The sequence below is a fragment of the Streptomyces sp. PA03-3a genome, assembly GCF_033792735.1.
In the GTDB taxonomy this organism is placed as follows: Bacteria; Actinomycetota; Actinomycetes; order Streptomycetales; family Streptomycetaceae; genus Actinacidiphila.
This window is the reverse complement of record NZ_JARAVM010000001.1, coordinates 460,656-484,076: the sequence shown is the minus strand read 5'-3', so window position 1 is coordinate 484,076 and position 23,421 is coordinate 460,656. Positions and strand designations below refer to the sequence as shown.

The 23,421-nt window shown below is 72.2% G+C and carries 21 protein-coding genes and 1 pseudogene; 12 read left to right on the top strand and 10 right to left on the bottom strand.

The features are described from left to right. Positions 1–172: 172 nt before the first annotated feature. Positions 173–2,707, top strand: coding sequence for an alkaline phosphatase D family protein (locus PV342_RS02065; RefSeq protein WP_500315664.1), 2,535 nt, complete (start codon positions 173–175; stop codon positions 2,705–2,707). 68 nt (positions 2,708–2,775) lie between these two features. Here the strand turns inward: PV342_RS02065 and PV342_RS02060 are convergent, their stop codons facing one another. From PV342_RS02060 to PV342_RS02050, 3 genes are all read right to left on the bottom strand, one after another. Continuing rightward, complete coding sequence (locus PV342_RS02060; RefSeq protein ID WP_400796568.1) at positions 2,776–3,759, bottom strand: aldo/keto reductase; 984 nt, start codon at positions 3,757–3,759, stop codon at positions 2,776–2,778. 154 nt (positions 3,760–3,913) lie between these two features. After that, positions 3,914–5,014, bottom strand: a complete 1,101-nt coding sequence (locus PV342_RS02055) for a M20 family metallopeptidase (protein ID WP_500315663.1) — start codon at positions 5,012–5,014, stop codon at positions 3,914–3,916. Between the two features lie 37 nt (positions 5,015–5,051). Further along, on the bottom strand, positions 5,052–5,645 hold the full coding sequence (locus PV342_RS02050; protein ID WP_361007837.1) for a DinB family protein: 594 nt from the start codon (positions 5,643–5,645) through the stop codon (positions 5,052–5,054). 190 nt (positions 5,646–5,835) lie between these two features. On the opposite strand from PV342_RS02050, the gene PV342_RS02045 reads away from it, so the two are divergent. The 4 genes from PV342_RS02045 to PV342_RS02030 all read left to right on the top strand — a co-directional run bounded on the left by PV342_RS02045 (position 5,836) and on the right by PV342_RS02030 (position 9,413). Beyond that, positions 5,836–6,780, top strand: coding sequence for a hypothetical protein (locus PV342_RS02045; RefSeq protein WP_400796574.1), 945 nt, complete (start codon positions 5,836–5,838; stop codon positions 6,778–6,780). 161 nt (positions 6,781–6,941) lie between these two features. Beyond that, complete coding sequence (locus PV342_RS02040; protein WP_400796577.1) at positions 6,942–7,361, top strand: hypothetical protein; 420 nt, start codon at positions 6,942–6,944, stop codon at positions 7,359–7,361. Between the two features lie 274 nt (positions 7,362–7,635). Next, positions 7,636–8,202 carry a SigE family RNA polymerase sigma factor gene (locus PV342_RS02035; protein WP_400796582.1) on the top strand — a complete coding sequence of 189 codons (567 nt, stop codon included), beginning with the start codon at positions 7,636–7,638 and terminating at the stop codon, positions 8,200–8,202. Beyond that, on the top strand, positions 8,199–9,413 hold the full coding sequence (locus tag PV342_RS02030) for a WD40 repeat domain-containing protein (RefSeq protein WP_500315662.1): 1,215 nt from the start codon (positions 8,199–8,201) through the stop codon (positions 9,411–9,413). Before PV342_RS02035 ends, PV342_RS02030 begins: the two co-directional genes overlap by 4 nt. Before the next feature lie 182 nt (positions 9,414–9,595). Here PV342_RS02030 and PV342_RS02025 read toward each other — a convergent pair whose 3' ends face one another. The 3 genes from PV342_RS02025 to PV342_RS02015 form a co-directional block, all read right to left on the bottom strand. Beyond that, entirely contained in the window at positions 9,596–10,747 is a 1,152-nt protein-coding gene (locus tag PV342_RS02025) for an amidohydrolase family protein (RefSeq protein ID WP_400796590.1), read from the bottom strand. A 465-nt stretch (positions 10,748–11,212) separates the two neighbouring features. After that, positions 11,213–12,055 (bottom strand): alpha/beta fold hydrolase, encoded by an 843-nt coding sequence (locus PV342_RS02020; RefSeq protein ID WP_018562126.1) that lies wholly within the window; start codon positions 12,053–12,055, stop codon positions 11,213–11,215. A 146-nt stretch (positions 12,056–12,201) separates the two neighbouring features. Beyond that, the gene (locus tag PV342_RS02015; protein ID WP_018562125.1) at positions 12,202–12,726 is read right to left on the bottom strand and encodes a cupin domain-containing protein; all 525 of its coding nucleotides are present in this window, start codon (positions 12,724–12,726) and stop codon (positions 12,202–12,204) included. Positions 12,727–13,243: 517 nt separating this feature from the next. On the opposite strand from PV342_RS02015, the gene PV342_RS02010 reads away from it, so the two are divergent. Then, on the top strand, positions 13,244–13,597 hold the full coding sequence (locus tag PV342_RS02010; RefSeq protein ID WP_500315661.1) for an alpha/beta fold hydrolase: 354 nt from the start codon (positions 13,244–13,246) through the stop codon (positions 13,595–13,597). A 113-nt stretch (positions 13,598–13,710) separates the two neighbouring features. Here the strand turns inward: PV342_RS02010 and sigJ are convergent, their stop codons facing one another. Beyond that, complete coding sequence (gene sigJ / locus PV342_RS02005; RefSeq protein ID WP_400796598.1) at positions 13,711–14,592, bottom strand: RNA polymerase sigma factor SigJ; 882 nt, start codon at positions 14,590–14,592, stop codon at positions 13,711–13,713. A gap of 557 nt (positions 14,593–15,149) precedes the next feature. After that, positions 15,150–16,118: an esterase-like activity of phytase family protein gene (locus PV342_RS02000; RefSeq protein WP_386994308.1), complete on the bottom strand. Its 969-nt coding sequence runs from the start codon at positions 16,116–16,118 to the stop codon at positions 15,150–15,152. 658 nt (positions 16,119–16,776) lie between these two features. Here PV342_RS02000 and PV342_RS01995 point away from each other — a divergent pair. From PV342_RS01995 to PV342_RS01970, 6 genes and pseudogenes are all read left to right on the top strand, one after another. Then, positions 16,777–17,523: a hypothetical protein gene (locus PV342_RS01995; protein ID WP_500315660.1), complete on the top strand. Its 747-nt coding sequence runs from the start codon at positions 16,777–16,779 to the stop codon at positions 17,521–17,523. Positions 17,524–17,673: 150 nt separating this feature from the next. Continuing rightward, the gene (locus PV342_RS01990; RefSeq protein ID WP_500315687.1) at positions 17,674–18,750 is read left to right on the top strand and encodes a PP2C family protein-serine/threonine phosphatase; all 1,077 of its coding nucleotides are present in this window, start codon (positions 17,674–17,676) and stop codon (positions 18,748–18,750) included. Positions 18,751–18,791: 41 nt separating this feature from the next. Then, positions 18,792–19,130, top strand: a pseudogene (locus PV342_RS01985) (RrF2 family transcriptional regulator); the annotation flags it as partial. 112 nt (positions 19,131–19,242) lie between these two features. Continuing rightward, on the top strand, positions 19,243–19,854 hold the full coding sequence (locus tag PV342_RS01980; protein ID WP_400796607.1) for a GOLPH3/VPS74 family protein: 612 nt from the start codon (positions 19,243–19,245) through the stop codon (positions 19,852–19,854). A gap of 108 nt (positions 19,855–19,962) precedes the next feature. Further along, entirely contained in the window at positions 19,963–20,436 is a 474-nt protein-coding gene (locus PV342_RS01975) for a helix-turn-helix domain-containing protein (protein WP_500315659.1), read from the top strand. Positions 20,437–20,536: 100 nt separating this feature from the next. After that, the gene (locus tag PV342_RS01970; RefSeq protein ID WP_400796610.1) at positions 20,537–21,220 is read left to right on the top strand and encodes a hypothetical protein; all 684 of its coding nucleotides are present in this window, start codon (positions 20,537–20,539) and stop codon (positions 21,218–21,220) included. Positions 21,221–21,308: 88 nt separating this feature from the next. Here the strand turns inward: PV342_RS01970 and PV342_RS01965 are convergent, their stop codons facing one another. Both PV342_RS01965 and PV342_RS01960 read right to left on the bottom strand, forming a co-directional pair. Further along, positions 21,309–21,785: a MarR family winged helix-turn-helix transcriptional regulator gene (locus PV342_RS01965; protein WP_361007813.1), complete on the bottom strand. Its 477-nt coding sequence runs from the start codon at positions 21,783–21,785 to the stop codon at positions 21,309–21,311. Positions 21,786–21,872: 87 nt separating this feature from the next. Further along, on the bottom strand, positions 21,873–23,345 hold the full coding sequence (locus PV342_RS01960) for a dihydrolipoyl dehydrogenase family protein (RefSeq protein WP_500315658.1): 1,473 nt from the start codon (positions 23,343–23,345) through the stop codon (positions 21,873–21,875). Positions 23,346–23,421 lie beyond the last annotated feature (76 nt).

The following is a 23,421-nucleotide window of genomic DNA, read 5'->3' as shown; positions in this document are numbered from 1 at the left end:
GGCCCGACGCCCTCCCGGGGGCGTGGCCGGTCTCAGGGAGGTGCGGAACCGGTCTTTCGGGTGGCGGGTGTTGATCCGGGCACGTGGCCGACCCTGCCCGACATGTGGTGGTCACCCTCCCTTCCCGGCGCAGACACCCGCCCGGTCGCGGGGCGCTGCACGATCTTGGGATGTGACTACCAGCACCGCTCTGCGCACCCTCGACCGCCGCCGGTTCCTCGCCCTCGCGGGCGGCACCTTCGGCGTCCTGGCCGCGGGCCAGTTGACCGAGGCGCTCTCCGTGCGCGCCGCGGAACTGGACCCCGCGCCCTTCTCGCTCGGCGTCGCCTCCGGCGACCCGGACCACCACAGCGTCGTCCTGTGGACCCGTCTGGTGCCCGACCCGCTCGACGCGGAGACCGGCGGCATGCCCGCGACGCCCGTCGAGGTGCGGTGGGAGGTGGCGAAGGACGAGTCCTTCAGGAAGGTCGTCGCGAGCGGCGCGGTGACGGCGCTGCCCGAGTCCGCGCACACGGTGCACGTCGTCGTGGAAGACCTGGCCCCCGACCGCTGGTACTGGTACCGCTTCCAGTACGGCGATGTCCGCAGCCGCACCGGCCGCACCCGGACCATGCCGCCGCCCGGGGCGAAGGCCGACCGGATGCGGTTCGCGTTCGTCTCGTGCCAGTCGTGGACCGGCGGCGCCTATCCCGCCTACCGCGATCTGGCGGAGCAGGACCTCGACTTCGTCCTCCACCTCGGCGACTACATCTACGAGACGACGGCCGGCAGCCTCACCGAGTTCCGCCGGCTGCACGCTCTCTACAAGACCTCGCCCGAACTGCGCGCGGCCCACGCCCGGTTCCCGTTCTTCGTCACCTGGGACGACCACGAGGTCCAGAACAACTACGCGGCGGACGTGCCGGGCGGCGCCGGCGACGGCCGTCCCTTCCTGGAGCGCCGCGGCAACGGCTACCAGGCGTACTACGAGCACCTGCCGCTGCGGCCGGAGCAGCGGCCCACCGGCCCCGACGCGCTGATGTACCGTCAGGTCCGGTTCGGGAAGCTCGCCGAGTTCAGCGTGCTCGACACCCGCCAGTACCGCACCGACCAGGCGTACGGGGACGGCCGCAAGGAGCCGGGCCCCGAGGTGTGGAACCCGGAGCGCACGATGACGGGTCCGGAGCAGGAGAAGTGGCTGCTCGGCAATCTGGACCACTCCAAGGCGCGGTGGAACGTCATCGCCCAGCAGACCATCATGGCCGCCTTCGACTACGACCTCGGCCCGGGGAAGATCGTCAACCTCGACCAGTGGGACGGGTACGCGGGTGCCCGCGCCCGCATCCTCGACTTCCTCGCCGACCGCGACGTCGCCAACCCGGTCGTCCTGAGCGGCGACTGGCACACGCACTGGGTCAACGACCTCACGACGGACTTCGACGACCCGCACGCGCCGGTCGTCGCCACCGAGTTCGTCGGCACGTCGATCTCCTCCGGTGCCGGCTGGGACGCCGACGTCCGCGCGGGCCTCGTCGCGAACCCGCACGTGAAGTTCTACAACGGCACCTACCGCGGCTATGTGATGTGCGACGTGACGCCCGACCGCTGGCGCGCCGACCTGCGCATCGTCCTCAAGGGCGACGACGCCGCCTCGCCCGCCTTCACCATCGCCGCCTTCGAGGTCCGCGACGGGCTGCCCGGGGCCCGGCGGATCGACGCCGGGGACGGGCTGGTGGGCCGGATCGCCGACAAGGCGACCGGGAAGGCGCTCGCCAACATCCAGGTCACCGTCACGGCGGAGGACGGCACCCGCTTCGCGGCCGTCACCACCGACACCACCGGCGAGTACCTGGCGTTCGCGCCGCCCGGCCGGTACACGGTCGCCGTCAACGGCGTCGGCTACGAACCGGGGACCGCCACTGCCGTCGTGCGCGCGGGGGCGCAGACCCGGGGCGACGTCGCCCTGACGCGTGCCGCCGTACGGGCCGGCGCCGGCCGTCCGGTGCCGGGGCCGCAGTCGCAGGCGGCGGCCACGGACGTCACGCTGTCCAACGGCATGCTGTCGCTGGCCGTGTCGGCGGGTTCCCAGGATCCGCAGCTGCCCGCGGTGACCCTGGGCAAGCCGCTGGACCTGGCGGCCGTGGGCCATCTGGACCAGCTGGACTGGATGAACCTGCCGTACGCCTCGACGGCTCGCCCGCGCGGGAGCAACGCCTGGCAGCAGCTGACCGTACGGTCCACGGCCCTGGAGGTGCTCTCCGCAGGCGGCCCGGTGGCCTCCGCGCGCGCCACCGGCGCCACCACCCAGGTCCCCGACGTCGAGGTGGTCACGACCTTCACGATCGGCGAGGGCGAGCCCTGGGTCACCGCTGAGAGCGTCTTCACCAACCGCGGGACGCAGGCCCGTGCCTTCTGGCTGGGCGACGTCCTGGACCACGACGGCGCCGGCCAGCGCAGCGGCGTCGCCGGGTACGGCACCGTGACCGCCTCGGCCCCGGCCGACTTCGAGCCGACGGCTCCCTGGGTCGGCATGACCGGTTCCGACGGCCAGACGTACGGCCTGCTCTACGACGAGCCGGGCTTCACCGCGTACGCCTGCGGGATCTGGGTGATGACCCAGCGCCAGGTGACGATCCAACCGGGCGCCGCGTTCACCCTGCGGCGCCGGATCGCGGCCGTCGACAACGGCGGCGCGGCCGACCCGTTCGCGGTGCTCGCCGGGCTCTGATCCGGTCACCCGGCCCGACGCGGCGGCGGTCCCCCGGTCACGGGGCCGCCGCCGCGGCCCACCGCCGGTCAGCGGTTGGTGGACTCCAGCGCCCGCGCGGTGTAGCGCGCGCCGCTCACCTCCCCGGCCGGGACGGCGGCGCCGAGCGCGGCCTGCTCGTCCTGCGACAGGACGAGGTCGGCGGCGGCGGCGTTCTCCTCGAGGTACTTCCGCCGCTTCGTGCCGGGGATGGCGACGGCCCCCTGCGCGTTGACCCAGGCGAGCGCGACCTGTCCCGGTGTCGCGCCGCGCGCCCGCGCGATCTCCCGTACGCGCTCCACCAGGACGAGGTTCGCGGCGATGTTCTCCGGCGAGAAGCGGGGCAGCCCCCGGCGCGCGTCGTCCGGTGCCAGGTCGTCGACGCTGCGGATCGCTCCGCTGAGGAAGCCCCGGCCCATGGGCGAGGAGGCGACCAGGCCGATGCCCAGTTCGTCCATCGTCGCCTTGCGGCCGTTGTCCAGCAGATCCTGCGTGAACAGCGACATCTCCGACTGGACCGCGGTCAGGGGGTGGACGGCGTGGGCCCGGCGGATGGTCTGCGAGGAGACCTCGGACAGCCCGATGTAGCGGACCTTGCCCGCGGTGACCAGCTCGGCCATCGCGCCGACGGTGTCCTCCACCGGCGTGCCGGGATCGACGCGGTGCATGTAGTAGAGGTCGATCACGTCGGTGCCCAGGTGGCGCAGCGAGCGCTCCACGGCCCGGCGGATGTGCTCCGGCCTGCCGTCCAGGGGGCCGGGCGTGCCGTCGTCGGCGAAGTCGAGGCCGAACTTCGTCGCCAGGATGATCTCGTCCCGGCGGTGCCCCAGCGCGCGGGCGATCAGCCTCTCGTTCTCGAAGGGGCCGTAGGACTCGGCCGTGTCGATGAACGTGACGCCCAGGTCCACCGCGCGGTTGAGCGTGATCACGGATTCCCGCTCGTCGCCCGCACCGTAGTCCACGCTCATCCCCATCGCACCCAGGCCCTGCACCGGTACGCGCAGTCCCTGACCGCCGAGGTCCACCGTCCGCATCGAGAATCCCTCTCCCAGTCGTGTCGATCCGCCGCCCCGGTGCGCCGAAGCGCACGGGCGGTCGTCCACGACCATGACCGGCCGGCCCGCGTATCCGTGACACCGGCCCGGACACGGGCTCCGGCACCGGGCGGGAGCGGGCCGGAGCGGGTGGCTAGGTGTTGCGGATGGCGTCCACCAGGCCCGCGACGAGGGTGGCCCGCTCGGCCATGGTGTCGACGACCAGGTACTCGTGGTCGGCGTGCGCCCCGCCCCCGACCGCTCCGAGGCCGTCGAGGGTCGGCACGCCCAGCGCGGCCGTGAAGTTGCCGTCGCTGCCGCCGCCCACCACCCTGCCCTCGATGCCCGGGTGCAACCGCCGCGCCAGGGCGAGGAGTCCGGCGGAGGCCGACTCCGGCATCGGGGGCCGGTGGACGCCTCCGCGGACCGAGATGCGCGCTCCCTCGACGTGCGGGGTCAGGGCGGCGAAGCCGGCCTCGACGCGGTCCTTCTCCTCGGCGCTCGCGACCCGGACGTCGGCGACGACGGTCGCCCGGGCGGGCACCACGTTGTCGACGGTGCCCGCCGACGCGACCGTCGGGGTGACGGTCGTACCGGCCTCGGGCCGGCCGAGCGCCGCGACGGCCAGCACCTGGTGCGCGGCCTCGACGAGCGCGTTGACACCGGCCTCGGGCTCCAGTCCGGCGTGCGAGGCCCGGCCGGTGACGGTGACCTCGAACGTGCCACACCCCTTGCGGCCCGTCTTCAGCGCCCCGCCCTCGGCGGCCCCCTCGAAGACGAGTACGGCGCCGCAGGCGAGGGCCCGCTCCTCGATCAGGGCCCGCGAGTGCGGGGAGCCGACCTCCTCGTCGCAGGTCACGAGGATCTCGACGCCCGAACGGTCCTCCAGCAGGGCGACGCCGTGGACGGCCTGGACAAGACCGCCCAGCATGTCGAAGACGCCGGGGCCGGTGACGCGGCCGCCGGCGACGGTGAACGGGCGCCGGGCGAGGGTGCCGAGCGGGAACACCGTGTCGTGGTGCCCGAGGATCAGCACCCTGGGCTCGCCCCCGCCCGACCAGCGCACATGCGGCCCGCCCGGGCTCTCCACGCAGACGGCCTGACCGCCGAGGCGCCTTTCGAGCACACCGGCGACGGCCTTGGCCGACGCCGTCAGGGCGTCGACGTCACGGGACGGGGACTCAACCTCGACGAGCGTCCTGAGGTCCTCGATCATCGCGTCGACACTCACCGGGCCGGTCATGCGCATCGTCATGCCGCAAGGCTACTGAGCTGGCTGCCGCGCGCTCACGTCACCCACCGGCCTCGCGGGCCACGCGCTCGAGCCGGTTGCGGTACTCCTCCCACCAGGCACCGTCGCCCGGCGGGATGCTGTCGTTGCCCTGCAGGAAGCCGGCGCTGCCGTCGATGAACTCGCGGAGGATGTCGGCGTGGCCCGCGTGTCGCTGGGTGTCCGCGATCACGCGCACCAGCACATGGTTCAGGGTCACCTCCCGCCTCTCCTCCGGCCACCAGGGGACGTGGCCCACCGCGTCGAGAGGCAGCGCCTCGACCGTGGCGTTCGCATGAGCCCAGGCGCCGCGGTACAGCCCGGTGATCTCCTCGCGCGACTCGTCCGCGGTGGCCCACATGTCGGCGTTTGCCTCCGCGTCCTCCCGGTACCAGGAGGGCCACTCGTCCGTGAAGAACGACCGTCCGAAGGTGTCGCCCAGGTAGCCCAGCTCCACACCGGCGGCGTGCTTGACCAACCCCAGGAGATTGGTCCCCGTGGGCGTCAGGGGGCGGCGGACGTCGTACTCCGAGAGCCCCTCCATCTTCCACAGCAGGGTGTCCCGCGCGTCCTGCAGGTACCGGAGGAGATCCGCCTTGGGATTCGGTTCGATCATGCCGGGCAGTCTCCCACCCGCCACCGACAGCGGCCCCTCGCACGGGCGGTCGCGGGCGCGGAGGAGCCTGCCGGGGCGCAGCGCGGGGCGGTCTGCCTTTCACCCGCCGCTCCCCCGGAGTTCGCCTGGACGATCTTCGGCCGCGTCAGGGTCGAGACCTGCCCTGTCACCGGATCGACCGAGGGAAACCATGCGAGCACGAACCAAGATCGCCTCAGCCGCGGCAGCCTGCCTGGCGGCGGCACTCATGGCGGCCACCGGCCTCGGATCCGCCGAGGCCTCGACCCCATCGGTCGCGAAGGCGGCCGTCGCGGCCCCCGCGCAGTACACGGCCGAACTCCGGCACACCTTCGCCGCCTTCGACGCGCGGCAGGGTGTCGCCGTGGACCGGAAGTACTTCTACGCCGTCAACAACCAGACCATCACCAAGCACGAGAAGGAGACCGGCAGGCCGCTCCTGCAGTTCGTCGGCGACCCCGACGGCCCGATCATCCACATGGACAGCGCCACCGTGGTCGGTGACAAGCTGTACGCGGCGACCTCGAACTACAACGTCACGCCCGAGAAGAGCTCCGTCGAGGTGTTCGACACCCGGACGATGAAGCACATCGACACCTTCAGCTTCGGCATCGACCGCGGCTCGCTGACCTGGCTGGACCGGCACGACGGGGCGTGGTGGGCGGCCTTCGCCAACTACGACAAGCCCCCGGCGGGCTCGACCGAGCCGTACGGCGGCACCGACAACACGCAGATCGTCAAGCTCGACGACCGGTTCCGGGTCGTGGAGGCCTGGACGCTGCCGCAGGAACTCCTCGACAAGGTCCGGCCGATGAGCAACTCCGGAGGTTCGTGGGGCCCCGACGGCCGGCTGTGGATCACCGGCCACGACTACGACGAGGCCTATGTGATGGACGTCCCGTCCGAGGGCTCGGACCTGCGCTGGGTGGCGACCGTCAAGCTGCCCGACGTCGAGGGCCAGGCCATCGCCTGGGACCGCTCCGGCGGGACCCCCGAGTTGTGGACGATCAAGCGCTCCACCGAGCAGGTGCTGGTCTTCAGGGCCCCCTACGCCTCGATCGAGGACCGGCACACCCGCCAGTGGAAGGTCGTCGGCCCGGGCCACTTCGTGGAATGACGCCCCTCGCGTCCGCCGGGCGTCGTGGGGTGCCCACGGCGCCCGGCGGACGCCTTCCTCTGGCCGGGGTCCGTGTGCGGCAGGGGCTGATCGGGCGGCGGTGTCTCTCCCGCGCCTGCCCCTGCTTGCCGGTGAAGGGCGGCGGCTGCGAGAGTCGCGCCGTGGCCGTCGTCGTCGGAGACAGGAGCAGGTTCGCCGCCGAGGTCGGCGAATGGGACGCCGCGCTGCGCCGAGTCGACCTTTGGGCTGCCGGGCAGTGGCTGACCTGCGACGACAACATGGCCTTCGTCGAGCAGTTCCGCCTCGCCGTACTGGACACGGCCATTCGGCTGCGCTGCGGTCGGGGCTCTCCGCCGCCGTTCGACGGCCTGTCGCCGGAAACCGCACCCAGGCGCCTCATGCTCCACGCCGGGGATGACGACGAGACCGAAGCCGAATACGAGCTGCGCAGCCGGTTCTCGGCACTGCGCCGGGGACCCACGACGGACAACGTGACGGCCCACCTGTTCCGCGACGGGGACCGCTTGGCGATCACGCTGCGGTTCCGGCGACAGCATCACCTGCGCGGGCGTCCGTCCTGACCATTCGGGCGAGATCTTCGTGGCCGAGATCGCGGCCGGGGAGTTCGTCGGGGTCCTTGAGGACCTTGTGGCCGTCCTCGACGGCCGGCGTGAGGAACCGCCCGTCACCGGCTGACGATCCGGATGTGCCGCCGGCCCGGATCGGCCCTGCCGACCGCCCGCCCGATTCCTGCGCGGACAGGGGCATAGCAGGGGGCCGCCGCGGACGTCATCAAGGGCAGCAAGCCCGCCGAGGAAGATCCCGGAACGACCAGGACAACCCGAGAAGGTGACGATGGATGCCGAGGCGCAGGAAAACTTCACGGAGTTCGTGGAGAACAGGTCCTCCGCGCTGTTGAAGACCGCCGTCCTGCTCAGCGGCGGCGACCGGCACGCGGCCGAGGATCTGCTGCAGAACGCGCTGATCAAGGCCGCTGGTCGCTGGCACCGCATCGAGGAGCCCGAGCCGTACGTACGGCAGGTCCTCTACCGCCAGCAGGTGAGCCGCTGGCGGCTGAAGTGGCCGCGGCGCGAACTGAGCGTCGCCGCGCCGCCGGAGAGCCCCGTGCGCCACGGCGCCGACGACGGGCCCGGCGCGGCCGACCTGCGCATCGTCATGCGCGCCGCGCTGGCCCGGCTCACCGCCCGTCAGCGCACCGTCCTGGTCCTGCGGTACTTCGAGGACCTGCCCGAGGCCGACGTCGCCCGTCTGCTGGGCTGCTCGGTCGGGACGGTCCGGTCCACCACGCACCGTTCACTGGCCCGGCTACGGGGGCTGGCCCCGGAACTGGCCGCACTCGGCCCCGCGGACGCCGAGCAGCAGCCGTCGCGTGACTTCTCGCCCATGGAGGTGCGTCCGTGAACGCCGACGAACTGCTCCGCGACTCGCTGCACGAACAGGCCGCCGGACAGCCGCCCCTGGGACCAGGCTTCGCCGGGCGGGTGCTGACGGCCCGAAGGCGCCGTCGGACCCGGGCGTTGGCGTGCGCCGCCGCGGCAACCGCCGCCGTGGTCGCCATCGCGGTGGCCGTCCCGCTCCTTGCCGCCGACAGGGACCACGTACACGTCTCGAGCGGGACGCACCCACACGACATCCTCGCCCACCCGGACCAGACGCCGCCTCGCAACCTGATCGCGGCGGGGAACGTCGCGCTGGCCGCGTACTACACCTGGAGCAACGTCGAGCAGACGGACGACCGCGCCGTCACCCTCCGCAATTACCGGCTCCTCGACCAGAAGAGCGGTACGTACGTGGAGTCGCCCGAGTGGTCCTTCCTGGACGTCGCCCCCGGCATGCGGACCGCCGCCGTCCTGGAGAAGGACCTGCCCGCCAGGCGGATCGGCCTGCTCGACCTGTTCACCGGCAAGGTCGAGCGCTGGATCGCCCTCGACCGCGGCGTCGCGTCCGTCGCATTCTCGCCCGACGGCGGCAAGCTCGTCGCGACGACGTACGACGAGAACCCCGACCTGCGGTACAGGGCGGATTACGACAGCGACGGCGACGGCGAGAAGAACGACTGGATGCCGCAGATGGGCCAGTCGAGCCGGACTGGCTTCTACGTCCTGGACGTGAACTCCGGAAAGGGCTCATGGAGCGAGGTCACCGACGTCGACGAGCTGAACACACGTCAGGACTTCGCCTTCAGCCACGACGGCAAACTGGTCTATTCCGGTCTCAGCACGGAACCCCACATGCAGTACTACGACTTCGCGGGCAAGAAGGTCGCCAGGCCCGCCGACGAGGCGTACGTGCACTGGGCCAACGCAGCAGGGCTCTCCCCGGACGGCAGGCTCGTCGCGGGCGACTTCGCGGGCGACGACAAGCAGACCGCCTCTGTGCTCCTCGACCCCCACACCGGCGAGGCGGTCACCAAAGTACGCGGGCAGCAGCTGCTCGCCTGGGCCGACGACAAGCGGCTGATCGCCTGGGACATCACCCCGGGATCGAACGAGTTCCACAACCGGCTCGTGCTCGTCACGATCGGCAGCGACAAGGTCGTGCCGCTGAGCGGATTCCGGAAGGGCAACGACGGCGCGGCCGGGCGTTGGACGCCGATCTTCGCCGAACGCTGACCAGGCGGGCCCGCCGGCCGCTCCCGGCCGGCGGCCCGCAGCGGTGCGCCGACCCGGCCCGCGGGGAGCCCGAGCAGTTCGTCGGCTGCGGCCCCGCACGGCGCGGGAGACGGTCAGGGGGCGCTGTCGCCGGCGAGGTGCAGCGACCCCTGCGGGGCGTGGTCCGGCGCAAGCCCGTCGGCTCACCGCACGCGGGTGCCGGCGCGGAAGACCGCCCGAACGTCGAGGACGGCCGAAGGGTCGTGCTCGAGGTCGCCGTCGACGACGAGGAGGTCGGCGTCGGCGCCGGCGGAGATGCGGCCCTTGCGGCCCTCCACGCGGCACAGGCGGGCCGCCGAGCTGGTCATGGACCTGAGCGCGTCCAGCGGCGCGACGCCCAGTAGCGCCAGGTTGGCCACGCCGTGCGGGAGGACGTCGTGGGGCTTCGCGGGCCCGATACCGGCGTCCGAGCCGATGACGACGTTGGCGCCGTGCTTGTGCAGCGTGCCGTAGGTGTCCATGACGGCGTTGACGTAGTCGGCCTGGGGCTTGGGCAGCCGCATGTGCTCCTCGGGGTCCAGCCCCAGCGTCAGGCTGACGAAGGTTCCCTTCGCCACGATGGCGTCGACGAGGCCGGGGTCGGCGGCCATGCCGTGCGCGGTGAGGAAGGAGACGTGCTCCACGCTGTCGACGCCCGCTTCCACGGCGTCGCGGATGGCCTGGACGCCATGGGCGTGCGCGGCCACCGGCAGCCCGAGGCGGTGTGCTTCGTCCACGACGGTTCGCAGGTCCTCCAGGCTGTACTGGGACGCGTGCGGCGGTACCGAACCGGGTGTCATGTGGCCACCGCTGGCCATGATCTTGACGACGCCGCAGCCGCGGGCATGGCGCCGGCGTACGGCGGCGCGAAGCGCTTCGGTGCCCTCGACCTCGCCGCCGAAGAAGTGGCAGTGGCCGCCCGGTGTGGTCAGTGGAGGGCCGGCGGCCAGGATCTCCGGGCCCAGTTCCGGGTGCACGCTCATCTCCTCCACGAGGTCCAGCAGGAGGTAGCCGCGGTCGCCGAGGTCGCGCACGGTGGTGATGCCGGCCAGCAGGGCGGAGCGGGCCGCGGTCCGCATGTGCGTGAGCAGGTCGCCGTCCGATGTGGAGGCCAGGGACGTGACGGGGTCCGTCCCGGCGTCGAAGGCGAGGTGGACGTGTGTGTCGATCAGGCCCGGCAGCAGGCAGGCCGAGGCGCCGAAGTCGATGACCTCGCTGCCGTCGGCGGGCAGCCCGCCGGTTCGGTCCACGCGTACGATCCGGTCCCCCGAGACGTACACGGTGGCCGGACCCGACAGGGTGTATCCGTCGAACATCGATCCGGCGTGCAGGGCAAAGGAACGCAACGGTATTTCTCCGATCGGAAAACGTGGGTGACTCGGTTGTTCGGCATGTCCGCAGCGGCGCGGGGCTCCGGCCGCGCAGGCCTGACCGACCCGCCGAAATGAGCCTGGCCACGCGGGATCCGGGCCCCGCCCGGCACGCACGCCCACGTCGAAGGGGCGTCCGCAGGCAGCCGCCGGACGAGGCAGCCCACACGGGAGCCCGCCGGTGGCCGAACGGTGACCCGGACGCGGCCCGTACTCGGGGAGGCGGCCCCCGTTCGGCAGTGTGGGGGCCGCTCCCATGTCAGGTGATGCTTCTCCACCAGGGACTCACGGCTGCGATACGCGCCGCGGATGGTGCCGGGCGGGCCTCCGACCCTCGTGAGGTCCGGCCCTCGTCAAGGAAACGAGGCTGCCCGCACTGATGTGACGACTCCCCGTGTGCGTGTGTCGGCGTCAGCCGAAGAACTTCTCCAACTCGGAGACGAGCGCGGCCGGCTGCTCCTCCGCGATGTAGTGACCGCAGTCGGCGATGGTGCCGAAGCGGATGTCGTCGGCCTTGCCTTCCATCATCGCCTGCACCACGGCGACGTACTGGCCGCCGAGGCCCAGAACGGGCATGGTCAGCGGCGGGTAGGAACTGTTGTCGGCCAGGTCCTGGTGGAACGTCCGGTACACGCCGAAGGCCGCGGCGACCGCCTCGGGTGCGTCGTAGGCCGCGGCGTACAGGGCCCGGCTCTCCTCACTGATCCGCTCCGGGTGGAGCGCCAGGTGCTCGGCCGACCAGTCGATGATGTGCCGGAACCGTCCCGCCAGCAGCTTGGCGGGCAGGCCGTCGACCTGGCTCAAGGGGTACCACCAGGGGTTCGGCTGATCCGGCTGCGGAAAGGAGCTGATGAAGTCGATGAATATCCGGGAGAACGGTCCTCCCTCCCAGATCGCGAGCTTCTTCGTGGCCTGGGGATGGTTCGCGGCGAAGCTGTAGGCGACCATCGCCCCGATGTCCCCGCCGGCGATGTTGACCTGCTCGTGGCCCAGGCCGCGGATCAGTTCGTGGACGTCCTTGGCCATGTTCTTCTTGTCGTAGCCGCAGGCGGGCTTGTCCGACGCGCCTTGACCGCGGTAGTCCACGGCGATGACACGGAAGCGCCGCGCCAGCGGGGGCAGGATCTCGCGCAGCGCGTGCACGGTGCGCGGCCATCCGTCCATGAGGACGAGCGGCTCGCCCTCTCCTCCGGTGACGTAGTGCAGCCGGGTGCCGTTCACCTCGGCATAGCCGTGTTCGAATCCTTCGATCATGCTCGGTTCTCCTGTGTGCGATGCGGTCACGTGGCCGGGGTGCGGACCATGACCGGGTGAGCACCGGCCTTGCCGGCGGATGTCCCGTGGCCGACGGCCACCTGGCGCCGCTGTGACGCGGACCTGGCCGTGGCGCGGTACGGAGTTCAGGATGGTTCGGGAAGGATGATCGACTTCGCCAGCCCGGCCATGATGTCGAACCGCGCGAGCTGGTCGTCGTCGATGACCGATGGGGGTGCCTCGCCGGGCCTGGCCGGGAGGGCGTGGTCGACGAAGATCTGCTCCAGGCCCGGAGGCGTGAAGATGAAGATCATCCTTGCGGCGTGGCTGGCCTTGTTCTTGAAGCGGTGACGGACTCCCCGCGGGATGTGGACGAAGTCACCCGCGACCGCGGTGAAGAGGTGGTCGCCGTCGAGGAACTCCAGTTCACCGTCAAGGATGTAGAACGTCTCCTCCTGCTCGGGGTGCGCGTGAGGAACGGGCCCGCCGCCGGCGGGAACGGTGGCCTCGATGAAGCCCATCCCGCCGTTGGTCTGCGCGCCGGTGGCCTTGATCGTGTAGACATCGCCGGCGGCCCACACCGTCGGGCCTTTACCTGACGGCACATGGATCGCGCCGCGCCTGTTCCAGTGCGGGTCGTGCGAGTCGAGCTCGGCCAGGGAGAAGGTCATCGGTTCCTCGAGGTCAGGGCTGGATCGACAGGGAAGAAAGCCGTCACAGCGGTCCGTTCGTGCCCGCGCCGCGTCGCGAGACCGGCCGCTCCGTCGGCTGGGAGGGCGGAGCGGTCGGTCCGCGATCGTCACGGGTGGCCCGGTGCGGTTGCCCGGCGGCTTCGCCACCCCGCCCGCGCGTACCGCCGGGAGTCGTACGGAGATGGCCGAGCCGCGCGATGCACCCTCGCTCCGCTGCCGCTTCCTCAGGTGGACGAGGCAGCCCGCGCCGATGTGACGGGTGCAGCCGGGGAGTTCCGGCGGTGTGAACGAAATCCGCCGTGGTGTCCGGATCGAGGCCGAGGCTTCCGGTGTCCGCGCACGGTCCGGTGCCGGATGCGGTGGTGGTGCGCCGAGGCCCGGTGGCCGTCCTCGTCTCTCCGTCGGTCCGGAGCGGAGGGGAGAAGGCCGTGCGCAACGCCGCCGTGACGTCCGAGGGCGACCGGATCCGCCGGGTCGAGTTGCCGGGGCAGACAGCATGGGTGGCTCGGTGGTTGTCGTCCTGGCCGCCCGGCACGCCCGTCCGGTCTCCCGCCTGGTCCTGATCGACGCCACGATGCGCCTGGCGGGCCAGGAGGCCCTGCGTCGCCGCGCGGTGCACCTCACCCGGGACACGGCTCCCGCCATGCGTGAGCATCTGCTGGACCTGAGCATCCTCCGCGCCTACCTGCTGCCCGAGGCCGGTGGCCCGCTCCCGGGCACCGATGCGCTCATCGCGGCGGAGGTGGCCGCGGTCCCGGTCCCGCACTGCGGTCACAACGTCATGCCGGACACCCCGGAAGGGTTCGCCGGCGCCACGGCGGCGGCGCTCTCGGACCGCGACCAGCAGTAGAGCCGCGACGAGCCGCGCGAGCCGCGTACCGGTACGAACCGGAGTGAAGCAGGAAGCCTGGTCGAGCGGACGCTCGCCGTCCGTCCCTGGGGTGCCCCGCCCATTGCGAGGTGTCACACGTGCGCGAGCTTGTCCGGGTTGAGGACCCTGCGGTACGCGACGACACGGCCGTCCTCGATCTCCACCGTGTCCACGGACACGGGCCGCCCTGCCAGGCGCAGCAGGAGCGCCGGCTCGCCCCCGACCTCGACGACCTCGATGCTGTCCGCGCGCAACAGGCGCCCTGCCCTCACCAACACCATGGCGACGCGCTCGCCGCCCCGAATGGACTTGCGCGCCGCGGCGACCCTGCCGCCACCGTCGGTGACATAGACGGCGTCGGGGTGCAGGAGGCGCACCAGGCCGGCCATGTCGCCCGCTTCGTAGGCGTTGCGGAAAGCCACGAGCAGGCGCTCACGCTCCGCCCGCGAGGCGCGTACGGTGCACTGCCTGCCCGCGGCCACCTTGCGTCGTGCCCGTGAGGCGAGTTGGCGGGCGGCCCCCACGGAGACATCGAGCACGTCGGCGATGTGGCCGAACTCGAGACCGAACACATCGTGCAGGATGAAGGCCACACGTTCGGGCGGCTTCAGCTCCTCCATCACCAGGAGCATCGCGGATCCGACGGATTCGTCGACCAGCACCGGCTCGGCGGCGTCCGGCCCCGTCAGCAGGGGCGCCGGCAACCACGGCCCCACATAGGTCTCCCTGCGGACACGGGCTGACTTGAGGATGTCGTACGACCGTCGCGCCGCCACCGTGACCAGCCAGGCCCGGAGGTCGCGGACGTCTCGCAGGTCGGCCGTGGCTGCCCGCAGCCACACGTCCTGGACCACGTCCTCGGCATCGGCCACGCTGCCGAGCAAGCGGTACGCCGCTCCGAAGACGGCGGGCCGGAGTGTCTCCCACTCGTCCTCGAGCTTCCCAGGCGGCCTGGGTGCTCGTGTCACGTTCATCGCCGTGGTCTCCTTCGCCTCCCGACGCTCAGGCGAGCACCCTGCGCCGGGAGTACAGATCGACATGCGCCGCCACGGCGGAGCGTGCGCTTCCGCCTCCGCCTGATCGCCGAGCGGGATGCGACCGGCGATGTCGCCGAGCCGCATAAATAAGAGCATATACTCCTGTTGGTGAGCCCGTCGACGAGCCCCGGCAGTGGCCCATTCGGAGGGGCCCCGCAGGCGGCGGCGTCACGCCGTGCCCGGCACGGGATCCCGCCCTCAGGCAGACGGGCCACGCCCACGCCCACGCCCGAGGGCGGGAGGCGAGAGGCCGCCGCCGCTGCCGGTGCGGACAGAGGTGACCGCCACCACTTCGAGCAACCGGGACCACCAGGCGTCCCGGCTCGGACTCGCGAGGCGGCGCTCACCCCCGCGCCCCGACCCGGCCGGAGCGAGGGGGTGTGAACCCGGCAGACCTGTCGAGGCCGGTCGGGACGGCGGCACTGGAGGTCGGTCCGGACCGGGCGACCTTCGCCGCGCATCGCCGCGTCGGCCACAGGACGGCGCAACGGGGCTCAGAGCTCGGGCAGCCGTATGGTCAGCCCGTAAAGCCGGGTGGTCTGCATGTCGCTCTGGTTGTCGTCAGTGACCATGAGGACCTTCAAACGACCGTCCGGAGTGGTCTCGGTGATCGTCATGCCCTCGATGTTGCCGAGCAGGGGGTTGGCCTGCGACTGCTTGTTCGTGGCCCCGAGCGGCGGGCAGTCGACCATGTCGACCAGCAGGGTCTTGTCCATCAGGCGGACGCCGTCCCGGCCGGACAGGCTCTCGACACCGGTGATGTCGTCCGCCTCGCGCGGGTCGGCGAGATACAGCCGGATGATATTGCCGACGCTCCTGTCGAAGCCTCGCTCCAGAACGAGAATTCTGCCGTCACCGGACGCGCATATGTCCGACAGCGACAGGCCTCCGTCGCGCTCGTAGCCCCACTGCACGCCCGTGCGGAACTCGCCGCCGGCGCTTTCGCGTTCCCAGGTCTGGAAACGCACGTACGCGCTCTCGTCACCCCTCAGGGCGCCCTCCATCGACGCCACGAGAGTGAGACCGCCGGGCTGCATCGCGAGGCCCTCGAAGGTCTCGTTGACCACGGCCCGGCCCCTGGGCTCGACGAGGAGGCTGTCCGGGACCGGCAGACTCTCGATGAACTTCCCCTCCCGGGTGAAGCGACGAACGGCCGGTTCCTCGGACGCGATCAGGAGCGTGCCGTCCTCGTCGAAGACCAGGGCCTCGAAGTCCGTCTCCTTCCCGTTCTCGTCGTACAGCGCCACGACTTCGACGGGCTCGTGGGTGGCGGCGTCCAGGTGGAAGAGCAGGGAACGGTCCGCGAGGGCGGCTACCCGGCCCTCGGGACCGACCGCCAGGGCGGACATGTTGCCGACGAACCTCCCCTCGAAACGGGTCTTGTCCAGGGCGTCGGAGAACCAGTCGACAACCGCCCAGGCGGAGCGGGCGTTCAGCTCCGAGGCCTCAGAAATCGCGGCCATTGCAAACTCCTTCACATAAATCGAACACACCACGTCGAACGGATGGGAATCCCAGGCAGGGTGACATCTCGCGTCGGCCTTTCCCGGTTTCCTGGTTTCTTGGTTCTGGCACAACCGCATCGGACCTGAGGTCCCGTGCTCTCCGGCGTGCCACCGGCGGTTTCTCAAGGACGCAGGATCGCGCACTCCGGGGGCGGCATCGGGACACGTGCCCACCGTGCGTCAGCCGGCCTTCTCCTCGGACCGGTCAGCGCACATGGGGAGAGCTCCGACGGACGCGCCAGGCCCACGCCCGGCTCCCTGGTCTCGGGGGCCACCCATCGGCCGACGCCGCGCCGGACGTCTCGGCCGCGCCCGTTACCAAGATGTTCGCGGATGTCCGTGCAGTGAGGCTCGAGCAGTTCCAGCACCTCCCTTCCGTGCGCGGGCGTCGCCGGCATGAGCATCGAGCCGCCCTCCCTCCACGGGAAGCCCCGGCGAACCTTCCGGCGGGGCCGGCCGCCATGGAGCGATCGTGATGCGGCTGAAAGTGATCACGGCGTCGGAACCCTACTCGATGACCTGTTCGCCGGACTGAGGCCACGGAGGTAGAGCCGAGCGATCCCCGATGACCGGCCCGCAAGGGCATCGCGTCAGAGGGCCGGTCTAGGTTTGGCCCGTGCACGAAAGCCATTCCGGCGCCGGGGCGCCTTGTGAGCCCGACCTGCCGCCCTACCAGGCGGTCCTGACGGAGACCGATTGGGGCTCACTCCGAACGCCTTTCGGGAACGGTGAGGACATTCCCGAGGTCCTCGCGCGGCTGTTGGCTCCCGACCCCGCAATCCAGGTCGCCGCCCTGTCGGAGCTGGTTGAGACGGTCAACCACCAGAACAGCATCTACGAGGCCACCGCCCCCGCCGCCCTGTACGTCGCCGGCATCCTCACCCACCCGGCGGCCGCGAACCTCCGGGCCTACCGCAACGTCCCCGTCCGCGCGGCGCTGTTGAACTGGTTGGCGTCGGTGGCCTACGACGCCTGCGACGAGACCGTCGGCCGCATCGAGCGGTACTTCCCCGGATCCCTCACTCCCGGCACCACCATGGCGGCCTTCCGGGGTCTGCGGCCGACGCTCTACCGGGCCGTCGCGCCCTTCCTGCAGGACGGCCACGAGGACGTGCGGGAAGCCGCCGTCGTGGCCGCGCTCATCCTCGCCGAGCACCCCGCACTCGCCGAGCACCGTGATCACCTCGCCGTGCACGCGCGCCGCGTCCTGGACACCAGCGGCCACGGCCCCGACCGTCGCGTCGCCTGGGACGCCCTTGCAGCATGGGGGCACGACGTTCCCGGCCCCGAACCCTTCAGGGAGGAACCCTGGGATTGCGGGCCGCACAGCGACGGCCGCGGCGATCTCGAACCTCCCTTCTGATCCAGGGGGGCACCGACCCGAGGACGCGCGACGTCCGCCGACCCGCGGTGGGCATCCCGGGGCGGACGCGGCGTCAGATGTCGCACCCGCGGGAGACGATCAAGGATCGCCTACGATCCAGCCATGAGCGCTCTGGCCCGATTTCGGACGATGTGGTCGAACCTGCGGCGCCGGGACCCCGTTCTGCTGTCCCCCGCCGTCCTGACCGCGGTCATCGGGGTCCTGGCGGTCCTCACCCCCCAGGACGTCCCCTTCACCCGGCTGCTGCCGGCGGCACCCGCGCTCGCCGCGTCGGTCTGGTCCGTGCGGGCGACGCTCACCCTAGGGGTGATCTGCCTGCTCCCGGTGATCGGCTACGCCCTGGCCTTCTCCGACATGTCGGCCCTGTACACCGCGGGCGCGATCGGCGCCGTCAGCCTGGCAGCGGCCTACGCGAGCCATCTGCGCCTGCAGCGCGAACACACCCTCGCCCAGGTCCGCGCCGTAGCCGACGCGACGCAGGAGGTCCTTCTCAGGCCGGTGCCGCAGCGCATCAGGAATCTGGAGATCGCCACCCTCTACCTCGCCGCGGCGCCCCAGGCCCGCATCGGCGGCGACTTCTACGCCGCGGCCGACACGCCCCACGGTCTGCGCCTCGTCCTCGGGGACGTCCGCGGCAAGGGCCTGCCCGCCGTCGGCGTCTCGGCCGCGCTCCTCGGCTCCTTCCACGAGGCGGCCTACGACGCCCCGGACCTGGCCCACCTCGCGGAGCGTCTGGAGACGACCATGGCCCGGTACACCGCGGCGGTGCCCGCGCAGGACGACTGCGAACGCTTCGCCACCGCCGTCATCGTGGAGATCCCGCCGGCCGCCGACCACGCCCGCGTGCTCAGTTGCGGGCATCCGCCGGCGCTGCTGGTGCACGGCGGACGCACCCGGGCCGTCGAGCCCGCAGCCCCGTCACCGCCGGTCAACCTGGCGGCACTTCTGGGCTCCGGCTACCACGTGGACCGCGTCCCCCTGGCCGTCGGCGACCTGCTGCTGCTCTACACCGACGGCGTCAGCGAGACCCGCGACCCGGACGGCGCCTTCTTCCCGCTCGCCGCGTGGACCCGGCAGGCCGCCACCACGTCACCCGCCGGGTTCCTGGAACTGCTCCACCAGGCCCTCCTCCGGCACGGCGACGGCAGCCTCAACGACGACATCGCCTGCGTCGCCATCCGCAAGACCTCCGCGAAGGCCCAGTGAGGCACCGCGAGGCACCGCGACGCAGCCACCGCCGAAAATAGTTCCTCGAGGGCATCCTCAACGAGCTGCGCCGTGCCGGTCTGGTCGTCAGCCGGCGGGGCGGCAACGGGGGCTACCGCCTGGCCGGGCCCGCCGCGTCGATCAGCATCGCCGACGTCATCCGCGCCGTCGACGGACCGCTCGTGTCGGTCCGCGGGGTGCGCCCTCCGGACCTGGCGTACACCGGTCCCGCGGAGTCGCTGCTGCCGCTGTGGATCGCACTGCGGTCCAACGTGCGCGAGATCCTGGAGGGTGTGTCCCTCGCCGACGTCGCGGGGGCCGAACTGCCGCGCGGTGTGCCGGCCCTGACGGAGTCCCCGAGCGCCTGGACGAACCCCTGAGCACACGGGACGGACGGGTGCGCGCCGTGCGGGACGGCTCGCCGTGGGCCGGGAGCGGCGGTCCGCGGCGCCGGGCGACGTATCGTTGTTGATCTCTTCGACGGGAGCCGCCATGAGCACGCCGCAGGACCTGATGATCGTCAGCATGGACGTGGCCTCGAGCCCGCCCGTCGAGGCGGGCGACCTCTCGCTCGCGCTCGCCGGAGCCGAGGTGATCGACCTGCTGGGTGCGCGGGCCGTCACCCTGGAGGGTGACCGCCTGGTCCCGGTGGACAGGCCGGTGACCGGTGACCATCTGCTGGACCAGGCGGCGTCCGCGCTCGCCGACGAGGCACCGTACGAGTCGGTCGAGGACTGGCTGTGGCGCAGGGGCCGCAACCTCTCCTCTGTCTACCGCGCCGGGCTGCGGGCGACCGGCCTGACCGCCGTGAACAGCCCCCGCTGGCGGCCCTGGGTGACGGGTGAGCCGGTGCTGCTGGACTCCCCCGCACGCGAGGAGGCGCTCGCCCGCTGGACGTCCGGGGAGCCGGTCCTGTCGGCCCTGGCCGCCGCCGCCGGGATCTCCGGGGACCGCGGCGAGGACGCGCCGTCGGCCGGTGAGGTCACCGACGACGCCGTGGCGACCGTGCTGGCTGCGGTCCACGACGCCGTCGAGGAGCTGCAGTCGGTACGGCAGCGCAAGGACGTCGAGCAGGCGGCCTTCGACAACATCTGGCGGGCCTGAGCGAGCCCGGCGCCGCGGCACCCCGAAGTCCTCGGTGCGGGTTCGTCCTGCCCTTGCCGCGGCCCGCCCGGCGGTCAGGAAGGGGTGGTGATTCCGGTCGTTCGGGGAGTGCGCGAAGCTGCCGAGCAGCGGTGGCACGTCGTCGGTGCCGGTGACCGCCTCGATGAGGGCCAGGCGGCCGGGGTACCGCGCGGCCCGGTCGAGGGCCGCGTCGAGTTCCCGCCCGGTGCGGACGGTGGCGACGAACGGGTCCCGGAGGCCGAGGGCGGCGGAGACGACGGGCCGCCCGTCCCCTTCGACGAGGCGTGGCCGGCGGCGACGCCGTTCCCGCAGGCGGCCGTCGGGCCCGCCGCTTCTCATCCCGAACTGATCCTGGCCGTACGGGGGTTCGCGGACAACGGCTTCTCCCTCACCGCGACCGGCCGGGCGCTGCATCTGCACCCCGACACCGTGAAGTACCGCCTCAACCGCCTGCGGGAGCTGAGCGGTTGGGACGTGCACACCTGGCACGGACTGTCCGCGAGCCTGCTGGGGCCGGGACTTGCGCAGGCGGGGGCGTTCGGCCCGCAGGAGCGGGGTTGAGGAAGTCCCAACTCGCTGAGAACGGGGCGGTTCCGGACGAGGGGGGTAAAGAATCGGTACCATCCGGCAGCAACATCCGATACACGAGAAAGCGGCTGTCGTGTCCCACAACACAACCATTCAGGACCGGTATGCGACGCGTCTCGCAGAGGACCTGGAGAGCAACGCCAGAGAACAGGCAGCGGTACGGGAGCAGGTGGCGGAGCTCCAGGCCCGCCTGACCCGGCTCGAGGACGAGCGGGCCTGGCTGACCCGGCTGGAGGGCACCGTGACGACCGGTGCACCGGACGCCACGGCGCGCGAGGAACCGGCCGAGGCGGAACCGGCGGCGGAGGCGCCGGTCGTGGAGGCGCCGGCCGCCGTCGCGGCCGGTGCTCCGCAGGAGGGCAAGGCCCGTGCCGTCCCACGGCCACGCGCGCGGAAGACCGCCGCAGGGGCCAAGTCCCGGAAGTCTGCCAAGAAGGCGGCGCCGACCGCGGAGAAGGAGAAGGAGAAGCCGACCCTGCGCGGCCTCGTCGCCGACGTCCTCGCCGCCGACGACGAACCGCGCATGGTCAGTGAGTTCGTCGACGCGCTCGCCAAGCGGCACCCGGACCGCTCCGCACCGACCGCCCCCGTCGTGCGCAACGCCCTTGAGGCGCTGGTCGCGAAGGGGCTCGCCGAGCGGTCCCGCCGCCAGGGCAGCGTCTTCTACACCCCTGTCACGCCGTCGGCCGGCGCCGTCGGCGAGGGTGCGGGCGCGGCGGCGTCCGAGGCCGGGGAACCGGTCGCCGCGAAGGCCTGACCGGGCGCCGTGGCAGGGGCACGCCTCTGCCACGGCGAGGTGGCCGCCGCGTCACGGCGGCGTGGCCACCCCGGCCGTCCGGGCGCGGTCAGGTGGCGACGTTCTTCAGTGCCGCCCCGAGCGCCTTGAGGTCCAGGCCCTCGAGGTGGTCGAGGAAGTGGCGGCGCACCGAGGACAGATTGGTCCGCCACGCCTCCCGCAGCCGGGCGAGGCCGGCGTCGGTGAGCACCGCGTTCCAGCCGCGGGCGTCCTGCGTGCACTTGACGCGCTGGACGAGCCCCTCGTTCTCCAGCCGGTGGACGACACGCGTCATCCCGCTCACCGACAGTTCGCAGGCCCGCGCGAGATCGCTCATGCGCATCTGCCGCTCGGGCACCTCGGAGAGGTACATCAGGGCCAGGTACTCGATGAGCGGGAGCCGCTGCTCGCGCACCATGTCAGTGTCCAGGGCGCGGGGCAGGGCGTAGATGACACGACTCAGCGACCGGACGACCGCCTCCTCGTCGGGAGTGAGCGGCACCGTCGCCTCGGGGGCCGCTTCCTGCCGCGGCTTGACGTCTGACATGCCTCCACTTTACTTGCGCTGCGAAGGATGTGAACGCTTCCTAACACCGGAAGCGGAATCTTCACGGATTTGAGATCATGCGGCGTTTCATCCCGCTTTCACCGGCACCGGACGGTCTCGGTAGCTCTCCAGCAGCCGGAGCCAGACCTCGCTGATCGTGGGGAAGGCGGGCACGGCGTGCCAGAGCCTGTCGATCGGTGTCGCCCCGGTGACGGCGACGGTGGCGGAGTGGAGCAGTTCGGCGACGCCGGGGCCGGCGAAGGTGACACCCACGACGGTGCCGCGGTCCTCGTCGACGATCATGCGGGCCCGGCCGCGGTAGCCGACGCCGTACTGGTGGGTACCCGCGAGGCGGGAGAGGTCGTGGTCGACGACCGTGACCCGCCGCCCGGTGCGCTCGGCCTCGCCGGCGGTCAGGCCGACGGTGGCTATCTCGGGGTGGGTGAAGACGACCTGGGGGACGGCGACCGTGTCGGCGGTCGCGGTGTGGGCACCCCACGGGGTGCCGTCGACCGCCTCGCCCCTGGCGCGGGCGGCGATGGCCGCGCCGGCGATCCGGGCCTGGTACTTGCCCTGGTGGGTCAGCAGGGCACGGTTGTTGACGTCGCCCACGGCGTAGAGCCAGTCTCCCGCCACCCCGGTCACACGGCAGCCGTCGTCCACGTGCAGCCAGTCTCCCGGGGTGAGGCCGACGGTCTCCAGGCCTACGTCCCGGGTCCGCGGGGTGCGGCCGGTCGCGAAGAGGATCTCGTCCGCCACCACGTGATCGCCGTCGGCGAGGGTGACGCGCACCTCGCCGTCCGTACGGGCCACCGCGGCCACGGAGGCCCCGAACCGGAGGTCGGCGCCGGCTTCGCGCAGGTGGTCGGCGACCAGGTCGCCCGCGAACGGCTCCATCCTCGGCAGCAGCCCGCCCTCGCCGCGGACCAGCATGGTCACCCGGGAGCCGAGGCCCTGCCAGGCGGTGGCCATCTCGACGGCCACCACTCCCCCGCCGACCACGACCAGCCGCCCGGGCACCGCGCCGGCGGTCGTCGCCTCGCGGCTCGTCCACGGACGGACGGCGTCGAGACCGGGCAGGTCCGGCAGCGCCGCTCCCGTGCCGGTGCACACGGCGACCGCGTGCCGGGCGGTCAGTTCGACGCCGTCCCCCTCGGGCGTGCGCACGGCCACCGTGCGGGTACCGGCGAGCCGGGCGTGGCCGCGGATCAGGTCGACACCCACCGACTCCAGCCAGGCGACCTGGTCCTCGTCCTTCCAGTACGCCGCCATCGCGTCGCGGTGCGCGAGGACCGCGGCGGCGTCCAGCGGACCGGCCACCGCGTGGTCCAGCCCGGGCACGCGCTGCGCGTCGGCCCGCGCCACCACCGGTCGCAGCAGCGCCTTGCTCGGCTCGCAGGCCCAGTACGAGCACTCGCCGCCGAGCAGGTCGCGTTCGACTATCACGGCGCTGAGCCCCGCCGCCGCGGCGCGGTCGGCGACGTTCTCGCCGACCGGGCCACCGCCGATGACGACCACGTCGTAGGTGCGGTGTGCCTGCTGGGTGTCCGTCGTGTCCATCACTTCTCCTGTCGTTCTGTGTTCTTTCGGCCACGGGAGCCGCCCGTCGCGACGGGCTCGCGGCCGCGCGGCGGGG

What these genes read in the sequence shown, in the direction of transcription:
- PV342_RS02060 (WP_400796568.1), bottom strand. Translation starts at nt 3,759, where the DNA reads ATGCGGACGGTGGACCTCGGCGGTCAGGGACTGCGCGTACCGGTGCAG.
- PV342_RS02055 (WP_500315663.1), bottom strand. Translation starts at nt 5,014, where the DNA reads ATGACGATGCGCATGACCGGCCCGGTGAGTGTCGACGCGATGATCGAG.
- PV342_RS02050 (WP_361007837.1), bottom strand. Translation starts at nt 5,645, where the DNA reads ATGATCGAACCGAATCCCAAGGCGGATCTCCTCCGGTACCTGCAGGAC.
- PV342_RS02045 (WP_400796574.1), top strand. Translation starts at nt 5,836, where the DNA reads ATGCGAGCACGAACCAAGATCGCCTCAGCCGCGGCAGCCTGCCTGGCG.
- PV342_RS02035 (WP_400796582.1), top strand. Translation starts at nt 7,636, where the DNA reads ATGGATGCCGAGGCGCAGGAAAACTTCACGGAGTTCGTGGAGAACAGG.
- PV342_RS02025 (WP_400796590.1), bottom strand. Translation starts at nt 10,747, where the DNA reads ATGTTCGACGGATACACCCTGTCGGGTCCGGCCACCGTGTACGTCTCG.
- PV342_RS02020 (WP_018562126.1), bottom strand. Translation starts at nt 12,055, where the DNA reads ATGATCGAAGGATTCGAACACGGCTATGCCGAGGTGAACGGCACCCGG.
- PV342_RS02015 (WP_018562125.1), bottom strand. Translation starts at nt 12,726, where the DNA reads ATGACCTTCTCCCTGGCCGAGCTCGACTCGCACGACCCGCACTGGAAC.
- PV342_RS02010 (WP_500315661.1), top strand. Translation starts at nt 13,244, where the DNA reads ATGGGTGGCTCGGTGGTTGTCGTCCTGGCCGCCCGGCACGCCCGTCCG.
- sigJ (WP_400796598.1), bottom strand. Translation starts at nt 14,592, where the DNA reads ATGAACGTGACACGAGCACCCAGGCCGCCTGGGAAGCTCGAGGACGAG.
- PV342_RS02000 (WP_386994308.1), bottom strand. Translation starts at nt 16,118, where the DNA reads ATGGCCGCGATTTCTGAGGCCTCGGAGCTGAACGCCCGCTCCGCCTGG.
- PV342_RS01990 (WP_500315687.1), top strand. Translation starts at nt 17,674, where the DNA reads ATGTGGTCGAACCTGCGGCGCCGGGACCCCGTTCTGCTGTCCCCCGCC.
- PV342_RS01980 (WP_400796607.1), top strand. Translation starts at nt 19,243, where the DNA reads ATGAGCACGCCGCAGGACCTGATGATCGTCAGCATGGACGTGGCCTCG.
- PV342_RS01965 (WP_361007813.1), bottom strand. Translation starts at nt 21,785, where the DNA reads ATGTCAGACGTCAAGCCGCGGCAGGAAGCGGCCCCCGAGGCGACGGTG.
- PV342_RS01960 (WP_500315658.1), bottom strand. Translation starts at nt 23,345, where the DNA reads ATGGACACGACGGACACCCAGCAGGCACACCGCACCTACGACGTGGTC.